Source organism: Lentzea flaviverrucosa (genome assembly GCF_003350445.1).
GTDB lineage: Bacteria > Actinomycetota > Actinomycetes > Mycobacteriales > Pseudonocardiaceae > Lentzea > Lentzea californiensis.
The window spans coordinates 1-21,440 of record NZ_QQAU01000019.1; the positions used below are offsets into that span (position 1 = coordinate 1).

The following is a 21,440-nucleotide window of genomic DNA, read 5'->3' on the forward strand; positions in this document are numbered from 1 at the left end:
ACGCCCGTGGTGGTCAGCCGGAGCAATTCTTCACGATCCCGCGCCGACAACGTGACCGGCCGCTTCAACTGGGAGGCCATGACAACAGCCTCCCATCCAAAGACTCCATAACTAAGCAGCGACACGCTACTAGTGACCCGGAAGGTTGGCTGGGTAATTCACGCTCAGCAGGACACCTCACGGCGCCGCCCCCACACCCCTGTACATCCAGTACGAGGATGTGGGGGCGGCGCCGCGATGCGCCCGTCTGACCGCGAATTCGCCCGGCAACCTTCCGGGCCACGCCACTAACCGGGCGGCACGACGCGGCCGAGCCGTTTGCGCACTCCTTCGTCCTGGTAGCGCGCGACGGTCTCGGCCAGCTGCTCGCACGCGCGCTCGATGGCCTGCCTGGCCTCGTTGCGCTCGCTGGTGATGGCGCTGAGGATCAGCCCGGTCAGCGCCACCGAGCCGTTGAACGCCTGCAGCACGATCATGGTGGTCGGCAGGTCGCCGTTGGCGAAGTGGCCGCCGGCCGCGGCCATCACGGCGGCCACGGAGATGATCACCGCGCAGGGGGCGGCGATCGCGTGCTGGAAGCGGAGCGCGGCCCAGATCAGCATCGGGAACACCAGGAACAGCAGGCGCAGTTCCGTCGTCGTGACGAAGAACGCGAGCGCGGCGGTCGTGACCAGCAGCGCGGCCGCCTCCGCCAGGCGGCGCGGCGAGGTCTTCCAGTGGCGCGGCACGGTGAGCAGCAGCGGCGTGAACACCAGCACGCCCATCGCATCGCCCGTCCACCACACCGACACCACGGCCGGCACCTCGCTCCACGAGATCACGCCACCGGCCCTCATCGCCGCCGCACCGACCAGCGCGCTGACCGACATCGCGCCCAGGGCTCCCGCGAACACGAGCAGCAGCGCGTCCTTCAAGCGGTCGAGCGCGAGGCGGAAACCGAAGCGGGTCAGCAGGTACCAGGCGAGCAGGGGCGCTGCCGTGTTGCCCGCGGTGATCAGCAACGCCGAGAACAGCGGCGCGCCCAGGGAGATGTTGGCGGCGAACGCTCCGAGCGTGACCCCCGGCCAGATCCGGCGGCCCGACATCAGCAGTGCCGCCACGGCGATCCCCGTCGGCAGCCACAGCGGAGTGACCTGACCCTTCACCAGGGCCAGGACCAGGCCGACCTGCGCGGTCGCGAAGTACGCGACGGCGACCGCGGCGATCGTGGCGGCGGAGCGGAGTGCGGCGTTCACCGCCACATGCTGCACCCGTGCACACAGGTTGGCCATACCTCACCACAGGGCGTACCCACCTGGACTCACTCCGTAGATAGGTACTAACCAGTTCCGGAAGTGCGACCGGCTTTGACCAGTGCAAATCGACATACCGGCTGGTATGCTCGGCGACTCTCAGGCAGTCGTTGGGCCGTTCGGGTCGACCTCGGCCGTGCGGTTGCGTCCGAGGGCAGGTGACTAGTACCCGTTGGTAACAAGCCGCATAAGGGGACCCATGAAGACGGTGTTCACGACCTGCCCGCTCTGCGAAGCGACGTGCGGGCTGGAGCTGACGGTCGAGGGCGACCGCATCACGAAGGTGCGCGGCGACCGCGAGGACGAGTTCAGCAGGGGTTTCATCTGCCCCAAGGGAGCCTCGCTCGGCACGCTCGACGCCGACCCGGACCGGCTGAGCACGCCGCTGATCAAGCGCGACGGCGAGTTCCAGGAGGCGACCTGGGAGGAGGCCTTCGCGTACATCGACGAACGCCTGAAGGACTTCCCGGACCGCGACGCCGTGGCGATGTACCTCGGCAACCCGGTCGTCCACTCGCTCGCCGGCGGCCTCTACGCCGGACCGCTGCGCAAGGCGCTGGGCAGCCGCAACGTCTTCACCGCCAGCACCGTCGACCAGATGCCCAAGCACGTGCAGGTCGGCCACATGTTCGGCGGCATCTTCTCGATCCCCGTGCCCGACATCGACCGCACCGACTTCATGCTGGTGCTGGGCGCGGACCCGTTCTCGTCCAACGGAAGCCTGTGGACGGTCCCGGACGCGCCGGGCCGCTTCAAGGACCTGCAGAAACGCGGCGGCCGGTTCGTCGTGGTGGACCCGCGCCGCAGCCGCACCGCCCAGGCGGCCGACCAGCACGTCGTGATCAGGCCGGGCACCGACGTGTTCCTGCTGCTGGCGCTGATCCACGAGCTGTTCGCGCAGGACCTGGTGAACCTGCGCGAACTCGCCGGGCACGTCACCGACCACACGGTCATCCGGGAGCACGTCGAGAAGTTCAGTCCCGAGGCCGTCGAGGGCCGCACGGGCGTCGACGCGGACACTATCCGTGCGCTGGCAAGGCAGCTGGCCTCCGCCGAACGCGCCGCGGTGTACGGCCGGATCGGCACGACGACCGTCGAGTTCGGCACGGTCGCGTCGTGGGCGGTCGACACCCTCAACGTCCTGACCGGCAACCTCGACCGGCCCGGCGGCGTGATGTGGCCGCTGCCCGCGCACAGCAGGCGCGGAACGGGCAGCGGCAAGGGCTTCGGCATCGGCCGCTGGCACAGCCGGGTCAAGGGCCACCCCGAGGTGATGGGGGAGTACCCGGCCGTCACGATGGTCGACGAGATCGAGACGCCCGGCGAGGGCCAGGTGCGGGCGCTGTTCACGATCGGCGGCAACCCCGCGCTGTCGCTGCCGAACTCGGCCCGGGTGAACGACGCGCTGTCCTCGTTGGACTTCATGGTCAGCGTCGACCCGTACCTCAACGAGACCACGAGGCACGCGGACGTCGTCCTGCCGACGCCACCACCGTCGCGCCGCGACCACTACGACATCGCGTTCCTCAACAACTCCGTGCGCAACGTCGCGAAGTACTCGCGCGCGGCGATCCCGTTGGAGGTGGGCAGGGTCGACGAGACGGACATCTTCTTCCGCCTCACCACGATCCTCGCCGGCATGGGGCCGGCGGCCGACCTCGACGCCATCGCGGCGTTCCAGCTCGACGACCTGAGGAAGAAGGCGGGCGCCGACTTCGAACCCGAGGGCGAGACGCGCGAGGAGCGCCTGCTGGACCTCAAACTCCGCACCGGCGCGTACGGGGTGACGCTGCGGCAGCTGCTCGACCACCCGCACGGCATCGATCTCGGACCGCTCACCCCACGCCTGCCGGAGATCCTGCGCACGCCGTCCGGCAAGGTCGAACTGACGCCGCAGCCGATCGTGGACGACCTGCCGCGCGTGCTCGCCGCCCTCACCACGCCCGAGTCCGGGATGGTCCTGGTCGGCCGCAGGCACCTGCGCACCAACAACTCCTGGATGCACAACGTGCCCGCGCTGGTGAAGGGCAAGCCGTTGTGCACGCTCCTGGTCAACCCCGGTGACGCCACCCGCATCGGCCTGACCGACGGCGGGACCGCCCAGGTCACCTCGCGCGTCGGCAAGATCGAGGTGCTGGTCGAGGTCACCGCGGACATCGCGCCCGGCGTCGTCTCGATGCCGCACGGCTGGGGTCACGACCAGCCCGGCACGCGGCTCACCGTCGCCGCGGAGCACGCCGGCGTGAACGTCAACCTCCTCACCGACGACCTGCGCATCGACCCGCTCTCGGGCACCGCCGTGCTGAACGGCACCCGAGTGCAGGTCGTGCCGGCCTGAAGAACCCGTCCGGAAACACCCAGTGCTCAGAGGAGTCGTGATGACCGCCGGAGTCACCAGCCCGAACGCGGTGCGAGCCATCCGCCGGATAGCCGACCTGCCGTTCCTCGCGGAGCAGTCCTACGGCGACGCGGTGGCGTGGCGGTTCAAGCAGGACGGGCAGTGGCACGAGCAGACCTACGCCGAGGTCGCCGAGGTGGTGCTGGACCTCGCGTCCGGGTTCGTCCACGCCGGACTGGAGGCGGGGGACCGGGTCTGCGTGCTCGCGAACACCCGTCCGGAGTGGACGGCGGTCGAGCTCGCGGTGCTCGCGGCGGGCGGCATCGTCGTGCCGATCTACCCGTCGAGCGCCCCGGAGGAGATCGCCTGGGTCGTCGGCGACTCCGGCGCGTCGATCGTGGTGGCCGAGAACTCCGAGCAGTGCGCTAAGGTCGAGTCCGTCGACTCCGAACTCCCCGAGCTGCGCACGGTTCTCTCGATCGATCCCGCCGGTGACCGCCCGCGGGTCGCGGACCTGCAGGACTCCGGCCGCACCTCGCCGCTGGCCGCCGTGCTGGACTCCCGCCGGGCCGCGATCAGGCCGGAGGACCCGAGCCTGATCATCTACACCTCCGGCACCACGGGCCCGCCCAAGGGTTGCGTGCTGACCAACGCGAACTGGGTCGCGCTGTGCCGGCTCGCGGAGGAGACCCGCATCGACGCGATGACCGGCGTCGTCTACCTGTTCCTGCCGCTCGCCCACGTCTTCGCGCAGATCATCATGTTCGGCACGATGTACCGCGGGGGAGCGCTGGCCTACTTCGGCGGCGACATGAAGGCGATCGTGCCGGAACTGGCCGAGGTCCGGCCGACCTTCCTGCCGTCGGTGCCGCGCATCTTCGAGAAGATCTACACGGTCGTCACGTCGAGCGTCCCCGCCGAGCAGCTCGCCCAGGCCGTGACGCTGGGCCTGGAGGTGCGGCGTCGGCGGGCGGCGGGCGAACCAGTGCCGGCGGAGATGGCAGCGGCGTTCGAGCAGGTCGACGCGTTGTTCGCCACCGTGCGCGCGGTGTTCGGCGGCCGGCTCGTGCAGGCCCTGTCCGGCGCCGCGCCGATCTCGCCGGAGGTGCTGCGGTTCTTCCACGCGGCCGGGGTGCCGGTGCTGGAGGGCTACGGCATGACCGAGTCCACGGCGGTCGGCACGATCAACACGCTGGACCGCTTCCAGCTCGGCTCGGTCGGCGCGTCCGGTGTGGCGGGCCTCGAGATGTCGCTGGGGGAGGACGGCGAGCTGCTGATGCGCGGCCCGCACGTCTTCGCGGGCTACTGGCGCAACGACGAGGCCACGGCCGAGACGCTGCGGGACGGCTGGTTGCACACCGGCGACCTGGGCGAGATAGACGCGGACGGTTTCGTGACGATCACGGGGCGCAAGAAGGACATCATCATCACCGCGGGCGGCAAGAACATCGCGCCGGCGAACGTGGAGAACGTGCTGCGCCAGTCCCGCTGGATCTCGCACGCCGTGCTGTTCGGCGACCGCAGGCCGTACTGTGTGGCGCTGATCACACTGGATGCGGACGAGATCGTGCCGTGGGCGACCGCCCGCGGCTTGCCGTCCGACGTCGAATCTTTGGTGGGTCACCCGGATGTGCGAACGCTCGTGCAGGAAGTTGTCGACGAAGCGAACTCGCACTTCGCCAGTGTTTCCCAAGTGAAGAAGTTCGTGCTGCTCACCCGGGATCTGTCCCAGGAGGAAGGTGAGCTCACCCCGACGTTGAAGGTCAAGCGCAGCGTGGTGCACCGCCTTCACTCTGCGTTGTACGAAGGGCTCTACGAGTAACCCGTACGTACGAGAAATCCAAAAACAGGTACATCCACCCTGGCGGATTTCTTCCGCTCAGGGCAGAGTGGGACACCAAGCGGCGCTAGGCCCCCTCCCCCCTCGGGCCAGCCGCTTCGCGGCCCCGGCTCAAGGCGTACTCCCCCCAGACGCCCAGCCGGGGCCGCCTTTGCATCTCCGTCCTTTGTGGTCGCGCAGGCGACGGATCGGACCCGTGTCAGCGTTTCGGCGGCGTCGTGGTCCCGCGCACGATCAGCTGGGTCTCCGCCACGATCTGCGGCGCGTCGGTGTGGTCCGAGTCGAGCCAGTCCAGCAGGAGGTTCACGGCCGTGCGTCCCGCCTGCGCCACCGGCATCGCCACCGTGGTCAGCGCGGGGGAGCACAGCGAGGCGTACGTGAGGTCGTCGAACCCCGTCACCGACATGTCGCCCGGCACGGAGACGCCCCGGTCGCGCAGCCGTGCCAGCACACCCAGCGCCATGATGTCGTTGTAGGCGGCGATCGCCGTCGTACCGGCCGCGAGGGCGAGGTCCGCCGCCTGCAGGCCGCCCTCGTACCGCGGTGCGAACGGCCCGAGGTCGACCAGGTCCACCCCGTGCTTCGCCACCGCTGTCATCAGGCCGCGGCGACGCTCCTGGTTGGACCACGAGGTGCGCGGCCCGTTGAGGTAGGCGATGCGGTGGTGCCCCAGCGCCACGAGGTGGTCGACGACGGCGTGCATGCCGCCCGCCGAGTCCATCAACGCCGCGGGCACGCCGGGCAGCCGCCGGTTCAGCAGCACCAGCGACGTCACGCCGGCCACCTCGTGCACCTGCGAGTCCTCCAGGCCCGGAGCGCACAGCACGACCCCGTCGACCTGCTTCGCCATCGCGTGCACCAGCCGGGCCTCGGTGACCGGGTCCTCGTCGCTGTCCGCCACGAACACCGCGTAGTCGGCCTGTGTCGCCCGTGCCTGCACGGCCTTGAGCACGCCGGTGAAGAACGGGTTGTCGAGGTCCGGCACGACGATGCCGATGTTGCCCGTCTTGCCCGTGATCAGCCCGCGAGCCGCCCGGTTGGGCTGGTAGCCGAGCTCGGTCGCGGCGGCCAGCACGCGGGTCCTGGTCTCCGGGCGCACGAGATCCGGGGACGTCAGCGCACGCGACACGGTGGCCACCGACACGTGTGCCCTGCGTGCCACGTCGCGGATCGTGACTGCCACTTGTACCTCACCCTCACCCAGCCGGTTGAACCAATCATGACGGGTCGAGCTCCTGGGGTGGGCATCGAGGAGGACCGGGATCACGACCTCCAACAGGGACAACGACTCCGCCGCGGGCAACGGAGACCCCGAGGTCCTGGAAGGTGCTCGGCCACGCCGTGCACGTGCAGCCTGGACAGGAACTCCTCGGCTGGCGGCACGCACACCACAGCCTCCGCTTGCGGCACGCCGGCCAGGTCGTCGTCGACCGCGGCCCGGTCACCGCTGGACGGAAAGCCCGTCCAGCAGCAGGCTGATCAGCCGCCGAGGGTCGTAGCGCGGGTCGTCGTCCCGGCCGATGCACAGGTTGCCGATCCCGCGCATCAACTCGAACGGCCGGACGTCGTCGCGGATCTCGCCGGCCTCCGCCGCCGCCTCGAGCAGCGAGCCGCACACCGGTCCGAGCCGGTCGAGGAAGTACGCGTGCAGCGACGCGAAGCCGCTGCTGTCCGACTGCATCGCGCCGGCGAGCCCGTGCTTGGTCACCAGGAAGTCCACGAACAGGTCGATCCACCTGCGCAGCGCGGCGAAAGGGGAGTCCTCTGTGGACAGCAGGGCGGGGCCTGCCTCCGCGCAGGCCTCGACCTGGTGCCGGTAGACGGCCACGACGAGGTCCGCGCGGGTGGGGAAGTGGCGGTAGATCGTGCCCATGCCGACACCGGCCTCGGCGGCGATCTCGCGGATCGGCGCGTCGACGCCCGACCTGACGAACACCTCGGCCGCGGCGGCGAGCAGCGTCTGCTCGTTGCGCACGGCGTCGGCTCGCTTGCGTGGTGGCACGCGCGCTCCTTCCCGAGCGGACGGTTGACAAAGTGGAACAGTGCTCCGTATCGTTCCGGAACGTCGCTCCGCTTGAGCGGACTGTACTCGAAGGGAAACCCATGACCGTCTTCACGGTGAGCCCTGTCGTGCTCGAGATCCCCGGCAGGCCCGTTGACCTGCAGCTGAAGGTCTCCGCGCCGACGGAGGGCACCGGCCTGCCGATCCTGCTGCTGTCACACGGGCAGGGCTACTCGAACCACCTGTCCTCGCTGAACGGCTACGCGCCGCTCGCGAACCACTGGGCGGAACAGGGCTTCGTAGTCCTGCAGCCCACGCACCTGAGCAGCAGGAGCCTGACGCTGCCGGAGAACACCCCTGGCGCACCGATGTTCTGGCGGTCCCGCGCCGAGGACATGTCGCAGATCATCGACCGCCTCGACGAGATCGAGAAGGCCGTGCCGCAACTGCAGAACCGCTGGGACCGCACCAAGATCGCCGTCGTCGGCCACTCGATGGGAGGCCACACCGCGAGCCTGCTGCTGGGCATGAGGACCGAGGGCGTCAGTCTGAAGGACGACCGGATCAAGGCGGGTGTGCTGCTCGGCTCGACCGGCCGGGGTGACGCGGTCACCGACGTGGTGAAGGAGAACTACTCCTTCATGCAGACCACGGACTTCAGCGAGATGACCCCGCCCGCGCTCGTCGTCGCCGGCGACGCGGACGCCTCCGCGCACCTGACCACCATGGGCCCGGACTGGCACGCTGACCCGTACCACCTGGCGCCCGGCCCGAAGGACCTGCTCACGCTGTTCGGCGCGGAGCACGGGTTCGGCGGCGTCTCCGGCTACGACGTCGCCGAGACCACGGACGAGAACCCCGAACGGGTCGCGGCCGTGCAACGGCTCACCACGGCCTACCTGCGCGGGCAGATGCACGCAACGACGGACTGGCAGGACGTGAAGGCCGCCGGGATCACCGACGGCCGCATCGAGTCCAAATAGGACTCCGAAGGCGCTAGTGCGCGTCGGGCTCCGGGTTCCGCCCGGGCCGTGACAGGAACTCGAAGTCGCAGCCCTCGTCGGCCTGCGTGATGTGCTCGTAGTACAAAGCGCCGTAACCGCGTTCGAACTTCGGCGGTGGCGTCGTCCACGCGTCACGACGACGCGCCATCTCCTCGTCGGAGATCTCCACGCGCAGCACCCGCGCCTCGACGTCCAGCGTCACGAGGTCGCCGTCCCGCACCAGCGCCAGCGGACCGCCGACGTGCGCTTCCGGCGCCACGTGCAGAACGCATGCGCCGTAAGAAGTTCCGCTCATCCGCGCGTCCGACACGCGCACCATGTCCCGGACACCCTCGCGCAGCAGCTTGTCCGGGATCGGCAACATCCCGTATTCCGGCATGCCGGGCCCGCCCTTCGGGCCGCCGCCGGCCAGCACGATCACCGAATCCCTCGTCACCTCCAACGACGGGGAGTTGATCCGTGCCTGCAGGTCCTGGTAGCCGTGGAAGACCACGGCGGGCCCGGTGTGCCTCCACAACGCGGGATCGGCCGCGACGTACTTGATCACCGCACCGTCCGGGGCCAGGTTGCCCCGCAGCACGGCCAGCCCGCCCTCGGGGGAGATCGGATCGTCCAGGGGGCGGATCACCGCCGGGTCGTGCACCTCGGCGCCGTCGAGGTCCTCGCCGAACGTCCGCCCCGTCACCGTGATCCGCTGGAGGTGCAACGAGTCCCGCAACCGCGACAGCAGCCCGCGCAGCCCGCCCGCGTAGTAGAAGTCCTCCATCAGGTGCGCTCCGGCGGGCTGGACCGAGGCGAGCACCGGCACCTCGCGCGACAACCGGTCGAAGTCGTCCAGCGACAACGGGATCTGCGACCGCCCGGCCATCGCGATCAGGTGGATGTACGAGTTCGTGGAGCCGCCCAGCGCCAGCACGGTCCGGATCGCGTCCTCGTAGGCCTCCGCCGACAGCACGTCGCCGATCGTCAGGCCCTCGCGCACCATCCCGACCGCGCGCATGCCCGACGCGGCCGCCATCCGGTGGTGCGCCGAGTCGACGGCCGGGATCGACGACGCCCCCGGCAGCGTCAGGCCCAGAGCCTCCGCGGCGGCCGTCATGGTCGAGGCCGTGCCCATCGTCATGCACGTGCCGGGGGAGCGGGCCAGCCCGGACTGGATCTCCGCCCAGTCGCCGGACGAGATCGTGCCCGCCCGCTTCTCGTCCCAGAACCGCCACATGTCCGTGCCGGACGCGAGCTGCTCTCCCCGCCAGTGACCCCGCAGCATCGGCCCGGCGGGCACGAAGACGGCAGGCAGCCCGGCGGAGGCCGCACCCATCAGCAACGCGGGGGTGGTCTTGTCGCAGCCGCCCATCAGCACGCAGCCGTCGACGGGATAGGACCGGAGGATCTCCTCGGTCTCCATCGACAGCATGTTGCGGTACAGCATCGGAGTCGGCTTCTGGTACGTCTCCGACAGTGTGGAGACGGGGAACTCCAGCGGAAATCCGCCCGCCTCCCAGACCCCGCGCTCGACCTGCTGGGCCCGTTCGCGCAGGTGCATGTGGCACGGGTTGATGCCGCTCCACGTGTTCAGGATCGCGATGACCGGCTTGCCGAGGTGCTCGCCGGGGTTCAGGCCGAGCTGACGCATCCGGGCGTTGTGCGAGAACGCCCGCAGCCCTTCGCCCTCGAACCACTCCGCGCTGCGAAGCTTCACCGCAGGCTCCACGAGTTCAACAGCACACCCACGGCCGAACGGTCCGCTTCCGGCAGAACCGAGGCAGGCGGTCGCACGTCCCGGCGGCACAACCCCAGCTGTGCCAGGGCTTCCTTCACGACGGACACGTTGTTCGCCGACTCACCGGCCGCCCGCAGCTCCTCGAACCCCCGGACGAACTCCCAGAACTCCATCGCCGCACCGAACTCACGGGCCTGCAGGCACCGGAACATCTGCAGCGACAGCTGCGGCGCGACGTTCGCGAGCCCGGACGTGAACCCGGTGGCCCCGACCGCGAAGTACCCCGGTGCCGACAGCTCGGCCAGCCCCGCGACCCACGTCAGCCGCTCGAGCCCGGCGTCACGGGCGACGGAGGCGAACCGCACCGGATCCGGCACCGCGTACTTCACGCCGACGACGTTCGGGCACGCGTCCGCCAGTTCCGCGATCTGCTCACCGCCGATGCGCGGGTTCCGCACGTACAGGACCACGCTCAGCTCGGGCACCGCCGAGGCGATCGCCCGGTGGTAGTCCACCCACCCGTCCAGCGAGACGTACGGGTGCACCGGCTGGTGGATCATGATCCCCCTGGCACCGGCCCGGTCCGCGAACCGGGCGGCGGCCACGGCGGACGTCAGGTCGTGCCCGACCCCGGCGATGATCGCCGCTCGGTCCGCGGCCACGTCCACGGTGATCCGCAGCGCGCGTTCGGTCTCGGTGGAGGACAACGTGTAGAACTCGCTGGTGTTGCCGTTCGGCGTCACGACCGAGATCCCGCCCTCGACCATCCGGTCCACGACGGCGGCGTAGTCCTTCTCGTCGATCGCCCCGTCCGCGCCGAACGGCGTGACGGTGATCGCCACCACGGAAGCCAGCTGCTCGGACAGGTCATCGAACGACATCGGGGAGCTCCTCGACCACTCGATCGGCGAAAGTCTGGATGTGGCGGCGCAACAGGCCGGCCGCGGCGTCGCCGAAGCCCTCCTCGGCGGCGACGAGGATCGCCCGGTGCTCGGCGGCCTCGGCGTCCCAGGTGGGGTGGATGCCCCAGCCGGCGACGGTGATCAGCGCGGCCTGGTCGCGCAGCCCGTCGAGGATCTCGACCAGCAACGGGTTGCCGCACCCCGCGTAGAGCGCGCGGTGGAAGCGGCGGTTGGCCAAGCTGCGTCGTGCCAGGTCGGGGACCTCGTCCAGGGCCGATCTCGCCTCGGTGAAGTCCGCTCCGAGCTCGACGGAACGGCGCAGCGCCTCCGGTTCCAGCAGCAGTCGCACGTCGTAGACGGACGCGGCCATCCCGGCGTCGACCGTGCGGACCGTGGCGCCCTTGTACGGGCTCATCACCACGAGCCCCGACCCGACGAGCGTCTTGAGCGCCTCGCGCACGGGCGTCTTCGAGACGTTGAGCGTCGCGGCGAGATCGGTTTCCACGAGCGCCTGACCGGGCTTCAGCTTTCCGTGAAGAATCGCTTCTTTGATCGATTCCAGAACAAAGTCCGTCCGGGACGCTGGAAGGACTCCAGACTGGTCATACATCATATATGAGAGCGTAGGAGCTGGTAGAGCCGTCGGTCAACCGTTTCGTGTGGGCTGCACAACCTCCTTGTATCCACGTTGAACCAACTTCCTCGCAGGCTCGTTCTGAAGGTGTTGGTCACCGCCGCACGCGGGACTGGAGAAGGAGAAAATTGAGTGCATCGTTCCGCGTGACCGTGTCCATTGCCGCGTCCGCCAGCGCATGGCACCGAACTTCCTGGGCACCGACGAGTTGAACGAGAACGACATGCTGATGGAAGAACTGCCACCGGAGGCCGCGCTCGACGGGCCGCCGCCGGACTTGGACCACCTGCTCCAGCGCACGCTGGGCACGGTCCGTGAAGAGAGATATCAGGCCGTGCGGCGCCGTGGGCGCATCACGGCCCTGTCGTCGACCCTTGTCGTCGCCGGAGTGCTCGCTGGGGGCGTCTGGCTGGGTCAGGGAATGGGGGTCGGCGGCACCGAGAGCGTCGACGCGCTCCTGCAGGGGACCTCGTCGTCGGGTGCGCGCATGGCCGTGCAGGTCACCGACACCGAAGGTGGCCTGAAGCTGGTCGCGACGGTCCACGGGATGCAGGACGGGGAAGCCTGCTGGCTGGTCGTGCACACGAAGGACGGACGAACGTTCACCGCCGGCTCGTGGAGGGCGCACGGAGGTGAGGTGACCTTGGCCGGGTCCGCGATGGTGCGGGCAGGAGACGTGACCGGGGTCAGCGTGGTCGACCACGACCGCCTGCCGCTGGTGACGGCGAACTGAGGCGGGACTCGGGGCGCGGAGCGACGTGCTCCACGGCCCCGAGTCCTCCTCAGGTCCACTGCCCGCTCGCCCGGCGCGCCGGGCTATCGTCGTGCCCGGACGCGCCGGTCAGACCTGCTGAGACGGCGCACTTCTGTTCGCCCGGACCGATTGGCAGGCTGTGGACGTGGCCCGGAACAAACCGGCGACCTTCGCAGTCGCGGTGGTCGCGCTCCTCGTCGTCACGGGCTCCGCGGTCCTGCTGCGCGGCACGTCCAACGGCGCGCTGTCCGCCGACCGGTACGTCACCGAGCTCGACCAGGTGCTCACCGGCCCGAAGACGCCGCACGTCGTCATCCGCTGCGGTGCGAACGAGGACCGCCACCTCAACGCGGACAACCCCGTCGTCTCACCCGGCATCCCGTTCGGCGCCCACCACACGCACGAGTACGTCGGCAACAGGTCGGCCGACGCCAAGTCCACGGACGAGTCCCTCGCGGCCGCCACCACCACGTGCGAGAAGAACGACCTCTCGACCTACTACTGGCCCGTGCTGCGCCTGACCGACGGCACCGGGCACGACGCGCACGCGGACGGCGGCGGCCTGCACGGCAACACCGGTGAGGTGCTCCGGCCGAAGAGCGTGGAGATCCGGTACGACGGCAGCGCGGTGAGCGACGTCCTGCCGATGCCCCGGTTCCTGCGCCTGATCACCGGCGACCCGTCGGCGTTCTCCAACGACTACGGCCCGAACACGCGCGCCCGGTGGGGCTGCTCGGACCGGCCGGACCGCTACACGACGAAGTACCCGTTGTGCGGAAACGCGACCACGTTGCGCAGCTACGACTTCGGCAGCTGCTGGGACGGCAACAACACCGACAGCGCCTCGCACCGCACGCACGTGGTGTTCCCGCTGGCCGGCGGCATGTGCCCGGCGAAGACCTTCCCGATCCCGCGCCTGCACGTCACGGTGGGCTACGACGTCCCCGCGGGCCGCCCGTTCGCGATCGACAGCTTCCAGGAGGAGCTGCGCGATCCGGCGACCGACCACGGCATGTACATCAACGCCATGCCGGAGGAGCAGATGGCGGAGCTGGTCGGGCGGCTCAACCGTTCCCGCTAACATCCGGCATCCGATTTTTCAGTGGAAAGCCGTTGAACCGAAGCTCTCTGTCGCTCGTGTGTCGGCTGAGGTCTTGAACAGGACGCCCGCAGAGGTGTTCGCGGGCGGGGAGGAGTGGGTGGATGGCGGCTTTGTTCTCCCGCAAACGGGAGACCGCGGCCGACGAGGCACTGATCCGATCGCTCTACGAGGAGCACGGGCGGGCGCTGCTGGCGTACGCGACGCGGCTCACCGGCGATCGGGCGGCTGCCGAGGACGTGGTCCAGGAGACCCTGGTCCGAGCTTGGCGCCATCCCGACGCCCTCGTGAACGGCAAGGGATCGGTGCGTGGCTGGTTGCTGACTGTGGCGCGCAACATCGTCACCGACAGGGTGCGTGCGAGGGCCGCGCGTCCTCAGGAGGTGGCGGAGTCTCCGGCGACGCCACCGATCGAGCGCGACCACGCTGACCAGGTCGTCGACTCGGTGGTGGTGCTCGAAGCGCTCGACAGGCTGTCCTCCGACCACCGCGACGTGCTGATGGAGATCTACTTCCGCGGCCGCAGCGTGACGGAGGCGGCGCAAGCGCTCGGGGTGCCACCTGGCACAGTGAAATCGAGATCGTATTACGCGTTGCGAGCCTTGAGGGAGACCTTCGGAGGTCAGAAGGTCGCACTGAAGGGGGTGGCTGGATGACCACGCGATACGACCCGCAACTGCTCGGTGCCTACGTTCTAGGGGCACTGGCCGAGCAGGAGGTGCGCGAGATGGACGAGCACCTGGCGTCCTGCCCCGAATGCGCGCGTGAACTCGAAGAGCTCCGCGACATGGAGGCCTTCCTCGGCGAGGTGCCGCCGGAGGCCATGCTGGACGGGCCGCCCGAGGGCGGCGATCTGTTGTTGCAGCGCACTCTGCGCCAGGTGCGTTCCGAACGGGGCGGCGTCGCACGGCGTCGTCAGTTCGCGATCGGTGCCGCGGCGGCCGTCGTGGCCGCGGTGGTGCTCGGTGCCGGTGTCTTCGTCGGTAAGGCCACGTCACCCGATGTGACGGCCCTTCCCACCCCGACGGTGGCACCGGACCCGGCGGGCACCAGGCTCGCCACGTTCACCGACCCGCTGACCAAGGCGTCGATGACCGTGAAGGTCGTCCCCGCCGCCGGGTGGGTCCGCACGAACATGGCGATCAACGGCATCCCCGAGGGCGAGAAGTGCCGGATCTTCGTCGTCTCGAAGGACGGCAGCCGCCAGGAGGCGGGCTCCTGGGTGGTGTCCAAGAAGGGCGCCGCCGAGGGCACGAACCTGGACGGTTCCGCGCTGGTCGACCCCAAGGACGTGCAGTCCGTGGTGGTCGAGAACTTCGCGGGCAAGAAGTTCGTCGAGGTGCCGGTGCAGGCGTGATGCAGGGGTGATGGGGCCGTCCTCTGAGGACGGCCCCATTACCCTTTCCGCATGTCCGGAATTTTCAACCTCGACTGGCCCGCCTTCCCCGACCGCGACTACGAGACGTGGAACCCGTCGCGTGGCGTGATGCTGTGGGCCGTCGAGGTGTGCGCGGACCACGTGCGGGACGAGGGACTGGCCGTCTCGCTGCGGGAGATCGTGGACGGCGGCTACGGCTACTTCGGGCTGAGCTTCTACGACCAGGAGCAGGCCGCCGAGATCGTGCGGGTCATCCGCACCGACCTCAAGGCAGCGACCGAGGCCGTGCAACCGATCGCCGAACCGGGGAACGCGATCATCCACGCCGATGTCGACGAACTCATCGCCATGGCCGACCGCTGGGTCACGGCTTGAGCACCACTTTCCCGGCCGTGGCACGGGATTCCAGCGCCACGTGGGCCGCGGCCGCGTCCTGCAACGCGAACGGCGGGTGCACCAGCGGCACGAACCGCCCGCTCGCCAGCCCGGCCATCGCCTCGTCCTCCAGCACCCGCAGCCCGCGCCGCATCAACCCGGGTCCCAAAGCGACAGTCGCGGTGAGGCTGTTGGCGAACAACGCCTCCGTGCTGATCGGGGTGGCGGCCCCGGACGCCCACCCGTAGATGATCTGCCGCCCACCGGCCCCCAGCGTCTTCAGCGCCTGCGCCCCCGCCTCACCGCCGACGCCGTCCAGCACCACTGTCATGTCCTTGAGCCCGTCCGCCCAGCCGGGCAGGGTGTAGTCGATCGCCGCGTCCGCCCCGTTGTCCATGACGAGGTCGAGCTTCGTGCCACCGGCGAGCCCGACGACCTGCGCCCCGACGTTGCGCGCCTCCTGCACGAACAACGCGCCCATGCCACCTGCCGCCGACGTCACCAGCACCACGTCGTCCTTCGTGAGCTTCGCGGCGTCCAGCACCCCGACCACCGTCCGCCCGGTGCCGATCATGGCGACGGCGGCCTCGAACGACACGTCGTCGGGCAGGGCGTGCAACGCGCCGACGCCGGCGACCGCCAGCTCGGCGTAGCCGCCGCTCGCCTGGCCCAGGTGCGCGACGACCCGGCGGCCGAGCCAGTCGCCCGGCACGTCCTCGCCGAGCGCCGTCACGACCCCGGCGACCTCGCGGCCAGGTGTCATCGGGAAGCCGACGGGACCGAAGCCGCCCTTGCGGATCGTGGTGTCGACGAGGTGGACGCCGGCGGCCGCCACGGTGACGCGGACCTGACCCGCGGCGGGCTCCGGGTCGGGTACCTCCTCGAAGCGCAGGTTCTCCGCCGGGCCGAACTCGTACTGCCGAATCGCGAACATGCCGCTGACGCTAGGAGCTCGACCTAGCTGGAGGTCAACGGGCAGTTCGCGGCGAGGTGTCGGCCCGGCTCGTCATCCCGGGACCCGGCCTCTACGGCGTGAAGAAGTGGAAGAAGGGCGCGCTGTGCCGGTAATTCTTTGGAGTGATGATCTTCGGCGGGTGGCCGATCTCCCGGAATGATCATGGTGTGACGCTGGGACCTGAGTCGGTGACGTGGCGGCTGGGCTGGTACACGCGGTTCGAGCTGGTGGTGCTGGGACGCGCGGTGCTGATGCAGGTCGCGCACCCGGTCATCGCCGCCGCGGTGCGCGACGGCTATCGGGCCGATCCGTTCGCGCGGCTGACGAGGACCATCACCTCGTCGCAGCTGCGGTTGTTCGGGGGTGAGCAGGCCGGGCCGGAGGCGGAACGGCTGCTGCGCGCCCACGCGCGGATTCCCGGCGCGGGCGAGGAGCTGTTCCGCTGGGTGCACGCGACCAGCTTCGACTCGCTGCTCACGGCGTACCGGTTGCTGCGGCCCCGGCTGCCCGCCATCCACGAGGAGCGGCTGTACCGGGAGTGGCGGGAGACGGGGGAGTCGCTCGGCATCAGGACGATGCCGGGCGACCTCACGGCGTTGCGGGACTACCTCGACGACGTGGTCGCCACGCAGCTGATGCCCACCGACGGGGTGGACGGACTGCTGGAGGCGTTCCAGTTGCGCACCGGCAAGGCACCGGGCGCCGAACACGTGCCGAGCGCGCTCTGGCCGTTGGTGCGGCCCGTGGCGGCGCAGGTGCTGCCGGACTTCGCCGTGGGGACGCTGCCGGAGGCGTTGCGGGCCAAGCTCGGTCTGGAGTGGACGGACTCCGACGGGCGCAGGCTGCGCCGGTGGATCCGGATGATCCGGGTGGTGTCCGCGTTCGTCCCGGCCAGCCTGCTGCACTACCCGATGCCGTACCGGGCGATGCTCAGTGCGCGATCATCACGTGCTTGACGCGCGTGTAGTCCTCCAGGCCGTGCATCGACAGGTCCTTGCCGTAGCCCGAGGCGCCGAAACCGCCGTGCGGCATCTCGGACGCGACGAGGCCGTGCGTGTTGACCCAGACGATGCCGAAGTCGAGCCGCGCGGTCAGTGACGCGACGCGGCCGCTGTCGCGGGTCCAGATCGAAGACGCGAGTCCTTGCGGAACGCCGTTGGCCAGAGCGATCGCCTCGTCGTCGGAACCGAACGCCTGCACGGTGATCAGCGGGGCGAACGCCTCCTCCTGGACCAGCTCGTCGTCCTGCGCCAAGCCGGAGACGACCGTGGGCTCCAGGAAGAACCCGGAGGACCCGTACCGGTTCCCTCCACAGTGGACGACACCGGGCGAACGGGCGAGCAGGCCGAGCACGCGGTCCAGCTGGGCCTGGCTGTTCAACGGCCCGAAGTCGGTGCCGGGTACCCGCGCCGACGCGGCTTTCACCAGTGCGGCCACGAACTCGTCGTGCACGGCCGAGTGCGCCAGCACCCGTGAGGCGGCCGTGCAGTCCTGGCCGGCGTTGTAGAAGGCGGCGCCCACGACGCCTTCCGCGGCGGCGACGACGTCCACGTCGTCGAACACCAGGACCGGCGCGTTGCCACCGAGTTCGAGGTGCGTGCGCTTCACCGTCGCCGCGGCGACGCGGGCCACCTCGACGCCGGCGCGGGTGGAGCCGGTCAGCGACACCATGGCGGGCACGGGGTGCTCGACCAGCAGGCGGCCGGTGTCGCGGTCGCCCAGCACGACGTTGAACACGCCCGCCGGGAGGACGGACGCGGCGAGCGTGGCCAGCAGCACGGAGGACGAGGGCGTCGTGCCGGCCGGCTTCAGCACCACCGCGTTGCCCGCGGCCAGGGCCGGGGCGATCTTCCACACGGCCATCATCAGCGGGTAGTTCCACGGCGTGATCTGCGCGATCACGCCGACCGCCTCACGGCGCTGGTACGAGGTGTGGCCCGGCACGTACTCACCCGCGGCGGCGGTGCCCAGAGCCCTTGCGGCACCCGCGAAGAACCGGATCTGGTCCACGCACTGCGGGATCTCCTCGTCCAGCAGCACCGAGCGGATCTTGCCGGTCTCGCGGACCTCCGCGTCGGCGACGACCTCGGCGTTCGCTTCGAGCAGGTCGGCGAGCTTCAGCAACGCCAGCTGGCGTTCGCCGGGCGTGGTGCGCGACCAGGCGGGGAAGGCCGCCTCGGCGGCACGCACCGCCGCGTCGACCTCGCCCGCCCGGGAGACGACCGCGCGGCCGAACTCCTCACCGGTGGCGGGGTCGACGAGAGGCGAGGTCTCCGCGGCGGTGGCGGAGGCGCCGTTGACGAAGTTCGCGACGATCACGTGTGCTCCAGGTGCGTGGGGGCGAACATGCGCAGCACCGCGGGCAGCACGACCACGTGCGGGCCGTCCCCGGCGAACGCCTTGGCGAGGTCCTCTCGCAACGACTCGGGCGTGCTGCGGGTGGCGGGCACCCCGAACGCTTCCGCGAGCGCCACGAAGTCCGGCCGGGCGAGCTCGGTCCCGGTGGCCTGGCCGAACGCGTCGGTCATGTACTCGCGCAGGATGCCGTAGCCGCCGTCGTCGACGATCAGCCACACGACCCGCGACCCGTGCTGCGCGGCCGTCGCGAGCTCCGAGATGCCGTACATCGCGCCGCCGTCGCCGGACACCGCGAGCACCGGCCCGTCGACGGCCGCCGCCACCCCGAGCGCCGCCGGGAAGCCGTAACCGAGCCCACCGGCACCCTGGGCGGAGAACTGCGCGCCGCCCCGCGGATCCCAGGCCGACCAGGCCCAGTACGCCAGGATGGTCATGTCCCAGCAGGTCGGCGTGCCGTCCGGGACGGCCGCCCGCAGTGCGGCGAGCACCTGCCACTCCAGGTCGAGCTCCTGCTCGCCGAACCGTTGCCGCACGTTCGCGAGCAGCCCCATGACCCGTCCCTCGGCGACACCGTCCACAGCACGCGGCGTCACGCCGGAAGCCAAGGCGCGCAACGCATGCCGGGCATCGGCGTGGATGCCGAGCGCGGGGTAGTTCGACTCCAGCTTGCCGAGGTCCGCCTCGATCTGGACCACCGCGCCACGCGGCCGGAACGTCCGGTAGTTGCTCGACAGCTCACCCAGCCCCGACCCGACGACGAGCAGCACGTCCGCGTCGGCCAGGAACTCCGTGGTGTACCGGTCCTCCAGCCACGACTGCGCGGAAAGCGGGTGGTCCCAGGGGAAGTTGCCCTTGCCGCCGAACGTCGACACGACCGGCGCCCGCAGCTTCTCCGCCAGTTCCAGCAGTTCCGCCGAGGCACCGAGCGCACCGCCACCGGCCAGGACCACCGGCCGGGCGGCGCCGTTCAGCAACCGCACGGCCTCCTCGACCAGTTCGGCCCGCGGGTGCAGTGCGCGCGGCGACCAGGCCACCGATGTCACCGGAGGCACGGAGGCGGGCGCGAGCAGCACGTCCTGCGGGATCTCCACCCACACCGGCCCGAACGGCGCGGTCAGCGCGCTCTCCCACGCCTCGGTCAGCGCCGGCGGGATCTGCGACACGTGCCGGACGACCCGCGCGTGCTTGACCACCTCGCGGAACGAGGCCAGCTGATCGGTCAGCTCGTGCAGGTACCCGCCCCGCACACCACCGAGGCCGGCGGCGGGGATCTGGGACGAGATGCCCAGCACCGGCGCCGACCCGGCGGCCGACTCCTGCAGTCCCGCAAGGGTTTGCAGCGCGCCGGGCCCGGTCGACACCAGCAGCGGCGTCACCGAGCCGGTGATCCGCGCGTGCCCGTCGGCGGCGAACGCGGCGTTGACCTCGGTCCGCGAACCGACGTACCGCAACTCGGACCGGCGCAGGGCGTCGAACAGGCCCAGGGCGTGCTGACCGGGGATGCCGAACACCGTGTGCGCGCCGAGCGCCTTCAGCGTTTCGACTACGACGTCACCGCCGTTGCGCGTCACTGCCCCTCCTCCAACGCCGGCAGGCCCACCAGGTCGTGGGCCACGTGCGAGGCTGCCACAAAGTGATGTTCGCGCGTCCACGGTCTCGCCCGCCCGCGTTCGTGATCTTGGAACGGCCGGCGCGCGGGCCGCCTCGCAGGTCGCGCCGACGTGGCTCGATTAATTCCTTTGCGGCAGGTGTGGGCTCTCGGTCATCATTGTTCACATGATCCGAGCAGATGAATGGGCCGGAGCGCCCTCAAAGCTGTGACCTGCTAGTTCACTTTCTTCTATTTCTGCGAGCATTTGTGCATCAATGCTCGTTCCAGGCGTGTTCGTCCAGTGGTCAGGACGTCGGATTCTCACTCCGGAAACACGGGTTCGATCCCCGTACGCGCTACGTGGCCCGGTCTTCGTGGGGTGGACCGGGCCCTCCCGCGAGAGGTCCATGTCAGACGGACCCAAAGAATCTTCGAAAACTTCGCCCGAATGGTCTAGGCGCCAGTTACGCTCTGCGAATGGCTGCGGTCCCCGCCTTCGCACGCTACGAGGTCGACGTACGTCGGCCGAACGCCGCGCGCATCCATGACTTCTACCTCGGTGGCGCGCACAACTACGCCGCAGATCGCGCCTTCGCCAAGCAGGCGGTCCGGATCGACCCGGAACTGCCGCTCGTGACGCGGGCCCAGCGCACGTTCCTGCGCCACGCCGTCCGCCACTGCTGGGCGGCGGGTGTGCGCCAGTTCCTCGACCTCGGCTCGGGCATCCCGACGTGCGGTGCCGTGCACCAGACGCTGCCCGACGCTCGTGTCGTCTACGTGGACTCGGACCCGGTGACGGTCGCGTTCTCGCGTGGACTGCTGCGCGGCGAACCGAGGGCGTGCGCGATCGAGGCGGACCTGCGCCGCCCGGAGCAGGTGCTGCGCCATCCCGGCGTGCTGTCGCACCTCGACCTCCGCGAGCCGTACGCGGTGCTGATGGTCGACGTCCTGAGGTACGTCGACGACGCCACCGGCCCCGGCCGCGTCGTGCGCCGCTACCGGCACGCGCTGCCGGCGGGCGGGTTCCTCGTGGTGTCGCACCCGGCTCCGGTCGACCAGCTCGTGGAAGGCCTGTCGATCGAGGCACCGGCCGTGGTGCCGGGCGCGTACGCGGCGATCGGGCGCAAGGGGCAGCGCTAGTCCACGCCGCTGGATCCACGCCGCAGGCCCGAACGTTTGGTCTCTGTGAGGCAGGGGT

At 70.2% G+C, this 21,440-nt stretch carries 19 protein-coding genes and 1 tRNA gene; 11 read left to right on the top strand and 9 right to left on the bottom strand.

Features of this window, described 5'->3' with window-relative positions; genetic code table 11:
• Window positions 1–287: 287 nt before the first annotated feature.
• Window positions 288–1,235: an MASE1 domain-containing protein gene (locus DFR72_RS40095; protein WP_211335709.1), complete on the bottom strand. Its 948-nt coding sequence runs from the start codon at window positions 1,233–1,235 to the stop codon at window positions 288–290.
• A 256-nt stretch (window positions 1,236–1,491) separates the two neighbouring features.
• Between DFR72_RS40095 and DFR72_RS40100 the strand changes: the two genes are divergently transcribed.
• Together DFR72_RS40100 and DFR72_RS40105 are read left to right on the top strand one after the other, a co-directional pair.
• The gene (locus tag DFR72_RS40100; RefSeq protein WP_090072292.1) at window positions 1,492–3,630 is read left to right on the top strand and encodes a molybdopterin oxidoreductase family protein; all 2,139 of its coding nucleotides are present in this window, start codon (window positions 1,492–1,494) and stop codon (window positions 3,628–3,630) included.
• A gap of 40 nt (window positions 3,631–3,670) precedes the next feature.
• Window positions 3,671–5,452, top strand: a complete 1,782-nt coding sequence (locus DFR72_RS40105) for an AMP-dependent synthetase/ligase (protein WP_090072294.1) — start codon at window positions 3,671–3,673, stop codon at window positions 5,450–5,452.
• Between the two features lie 217 nt (window positions 5,453–5,669).
• Here the strand turns inward: DFR72_RS40105 and DFR72_RS40110 are convergent, their stop codons facing one another.
• Both DFR72_RS40110 and DFR72_RS40115 read right to left on the bottom strand, forming a co-directional pair.
• Window positions 5,670–6,653: a LacI family DNA-binding transcriptional regulator gene (locus DFR72_RS40110; protein ID WP_090072297.1), complete on the bottom strand. Its 984-nt coding sequence runs from the start codon at window positions 6,651–6,653 to the stop codon at window positions 5,670–5,672.
• Window positions 6,654–6,911: 258 nt separating this feature from the next.
• Window positions 6,912–7,472 (bottom strand): TetR/AcrR family transcriptional regulator, encoded by a 561-nt coding sequence (locus tag DFR72_RS40115; protein WP_090072299.1) that lies wholly within the window; start codon window positions 7,470–7,472, stop codon window positions 6,912–6,914.
• 101 nt (window positions 7,473–7,573) lie between these two features.
• Here DFR72_RS40115 and DFR72_RS40120 point away from each other — a divergent pair, with 101 nt between their 5' ends.
• The gene (locus DFR72_RS40120; protein WP_090072301.1) at window positions 7,574–8,455 is read left to right on the top strand and encodes an alpha/beta hydrolase family protein; all 882 of its coding nucleotides are present in this window, start codon (window positions 7,574–7,576) and stop codon (window positions 8,453–8,455) included.
• A 13-nt stretch (window positions 8,456–8,468) separates the two neighbouring features.
• Here the strand turns inward: DFR72_RS40120 and araD are convergent, their stop codons facing one another.
• From araD to DFR72_RS40135, 3 genes are read right to left on the bottom strand one after another with little or no spacing between them, the layout of a single operon-like run.
• Window positions 8,469–10,175 (bottom strand): L-arabinonate dehydratase, encoded by a 1,707-nt coding sequence (araD, locus tag DFR72_RS40125; RefSeq protein ID WP_425459941.1) that lies wholly within the window; start codon window positions 10,173–10,175, stop codon window positions 8,469–8,471.
• Window positions 10,172–11,077: a dihydrodipicolinate synthase family protein gene (locus tag DFR72_RS40130; RefSeq protein ID WP_090072307.1), complete on the bottom strand. Its 906-nt coding sequence runs from the start codon at window positions 11,075–11,077 to the stop codon at window positions 10,172–10,174. Before DFR72_RS40130 ends, araD begins: the two co-directional genes overlap by 4 nt.
• Window positions 11,064–11,708, bottom strand: a complete 645-nt coding sequence (locus tag DFR72_RS40135; protein WP_090072686.1) for a GntR family transcriptional regulator — start codon at window positions 11,706–11,708, stop codon at window positions 11,064–11,066. The genes DFR72_RS40130 and DFR72_RS40135 overlap by 14 nt, the downstream gene beginning before the upstream one ends.
• 202 nt (window positions 11,709–11,910) lie before the next feature.
• Here DFR72_RS40135 and DFR72_RS40140 point away from each other — a divergent pair, with 202 nt between their 5' ends.
• The 5 genes from DFR72_RS40140 to DFR72_RS40160 all read left to right on the top strand — a co-directional run bounded on the left by DFR72_RS40140 (window position 11,911) and on the right by DFR72_RS40160 (window position 15,338).
• A complete protein-coding gene (locus tag DFR72_RS40140; protein WP_090072309.1) occupies window positions 11,911–12,465 on the top strand; it encodes a hypothetical protein in 555 nt (184 codons plus the stop codon).
• A 166-nt stretch (window positions 12,466–12,631) separates the two neighbouring features.
• Window positions 12,632–13,567, top strand: a complete 936-nt coding sequence (locus DFR72_RS40145; protein WP_245983858.1) for a DUF1996 domain-containing protein — start codon at window positions 12,632–12,634, stop codon at window positions 13,565–13,567.
• A gap of 122 nt (window positions 13,568–13,689) precedes the next feature.
• On the top strand, window positions 13,690–14,241 hold the full coding sequence (locus tag DFR72_RS40150) for a sigma-70 family RNA polymerase sigma factor (protein ID WP_090072311.1): 552 nt from the start codon (window positions 13,690–13,692) through the stop codon (window positions 14,239–14,241).
• Window positions 14,238–14,942 (top strand): anti-sigma factor family protein, encoded by a 705-nt coding sequence (locus DFR72_RS40155; RefSeq protein ID WP_090072313.1) that lies wholly within the window; start codon window positions 14,238–14,240, stop codon window positions 14,940–14,942. Before DFR72_RS40150 ends, DFR72_RS40155 begins: the two co-directional genes overlap by 4 nt.
• A 51-nt stretch (window positions 14,943–14,993) precedes the next feature.
• Complete coding sequence (locus DFR72_RS40160; RefSeq protein WP_090072315.1) at window positions 14,994–15,338, top strand: hypothetical protein; 345 nt, start codon at window positions 14,994–14,996, stop codon at window positions 15,336–15,338.
• Here DFR72_RS40160 and DFR72_RS40165 read toward each other — a convergent pair.
• Window positions 15,328–16,272, bottom strand: coding sequence for a zinc-binding dehydrogenase (locus DFR72_RS40165; protein ID WP_090072317.1), 945 nt, complete (start codon window positions 16,270–16,272; stop codon window positions 15,328–15,330). The two genes, DFR72_RS40160 and DFR72_RS40165, sit on opposite strands and share 11 nt — an antisense overlap.
• A 188-nt stretch (window positions 16,273–16,460) precedes the next feature.
• On the opposite strand from DFR72_RS40165, the gene DFR72_RS40170 reads away from it, so the two are divergent.
• Window positions 16,461–17,249: an oxygenase MpaB family protein gene (locus tag DFR72_RS40170; RefSeq protein WP_170176623.1), complete on the top strand. Its 789-nt coding sequence runs from the start codon at window positions 16,461–16,463 to the stop codon at window positions 17,247–17,249.
• On the opposite strand, the gene DFR72_RS40175 is transcribed toward DFR72_RS40170, so the two are convergent.
• Window positions 17,224–18,612 carry an aldehyde dehydrogenase family protein gene (locus DFR72_RS40175; RefSeq protein ID WP_090072321.1) on the bottom strand — a complete coding sequence of 463 codons (1,389 nt, stop codon included), beginning with the start codon at window positions 18,610–18,612 and terminating at the stop codon, window positions 17,224–17,226. The two genes, DFR72_RS40170 and DFR72_RS40175, sit on opposite strands and share 26 nt — an antisense overlap.
• Window positions 18,609–20,222, bottom strand: a complete 1,614-nt coding sequence (locus DFR72_RS40180; protein ID WP_090072324.1) for a thiamine pyrophosphate-binding protein — start codon at window positions 20,220–20,222, stop codon at window positions 18,609–18,611. Before DFR72_RS40180 ends, DFR72_RS40175 begins: the two co-directional genes overlap by 4 nt.
• Window positions 20,223–20,529: 307 nt before the next feature.
• Here DFR72_RS40180 and DFR72_RS40185 point away from each other — a divergent pair.
• Together DFR72_RS40185 and DFR72_RS40190 are read left to right on the top strand one after the other, a co-directional pair.
• Window positions 20,530–20,601 (top strand) — tRNA-Glu (locus DFR72_RS40185).
• Window positions 20,602–20,719: 118 nt separating this feature from the next.
• Entirely contained in the window at window positions 20,720–21,382 is a 663-nt protein-coding gene (locus DFR72_RS40190; protein ID WP_090072326.1) for an SAM-dependent methyltransferase, read from the top strand.
• Window positions 21,383–21,440: the final 58 nt, after the last annotated feature.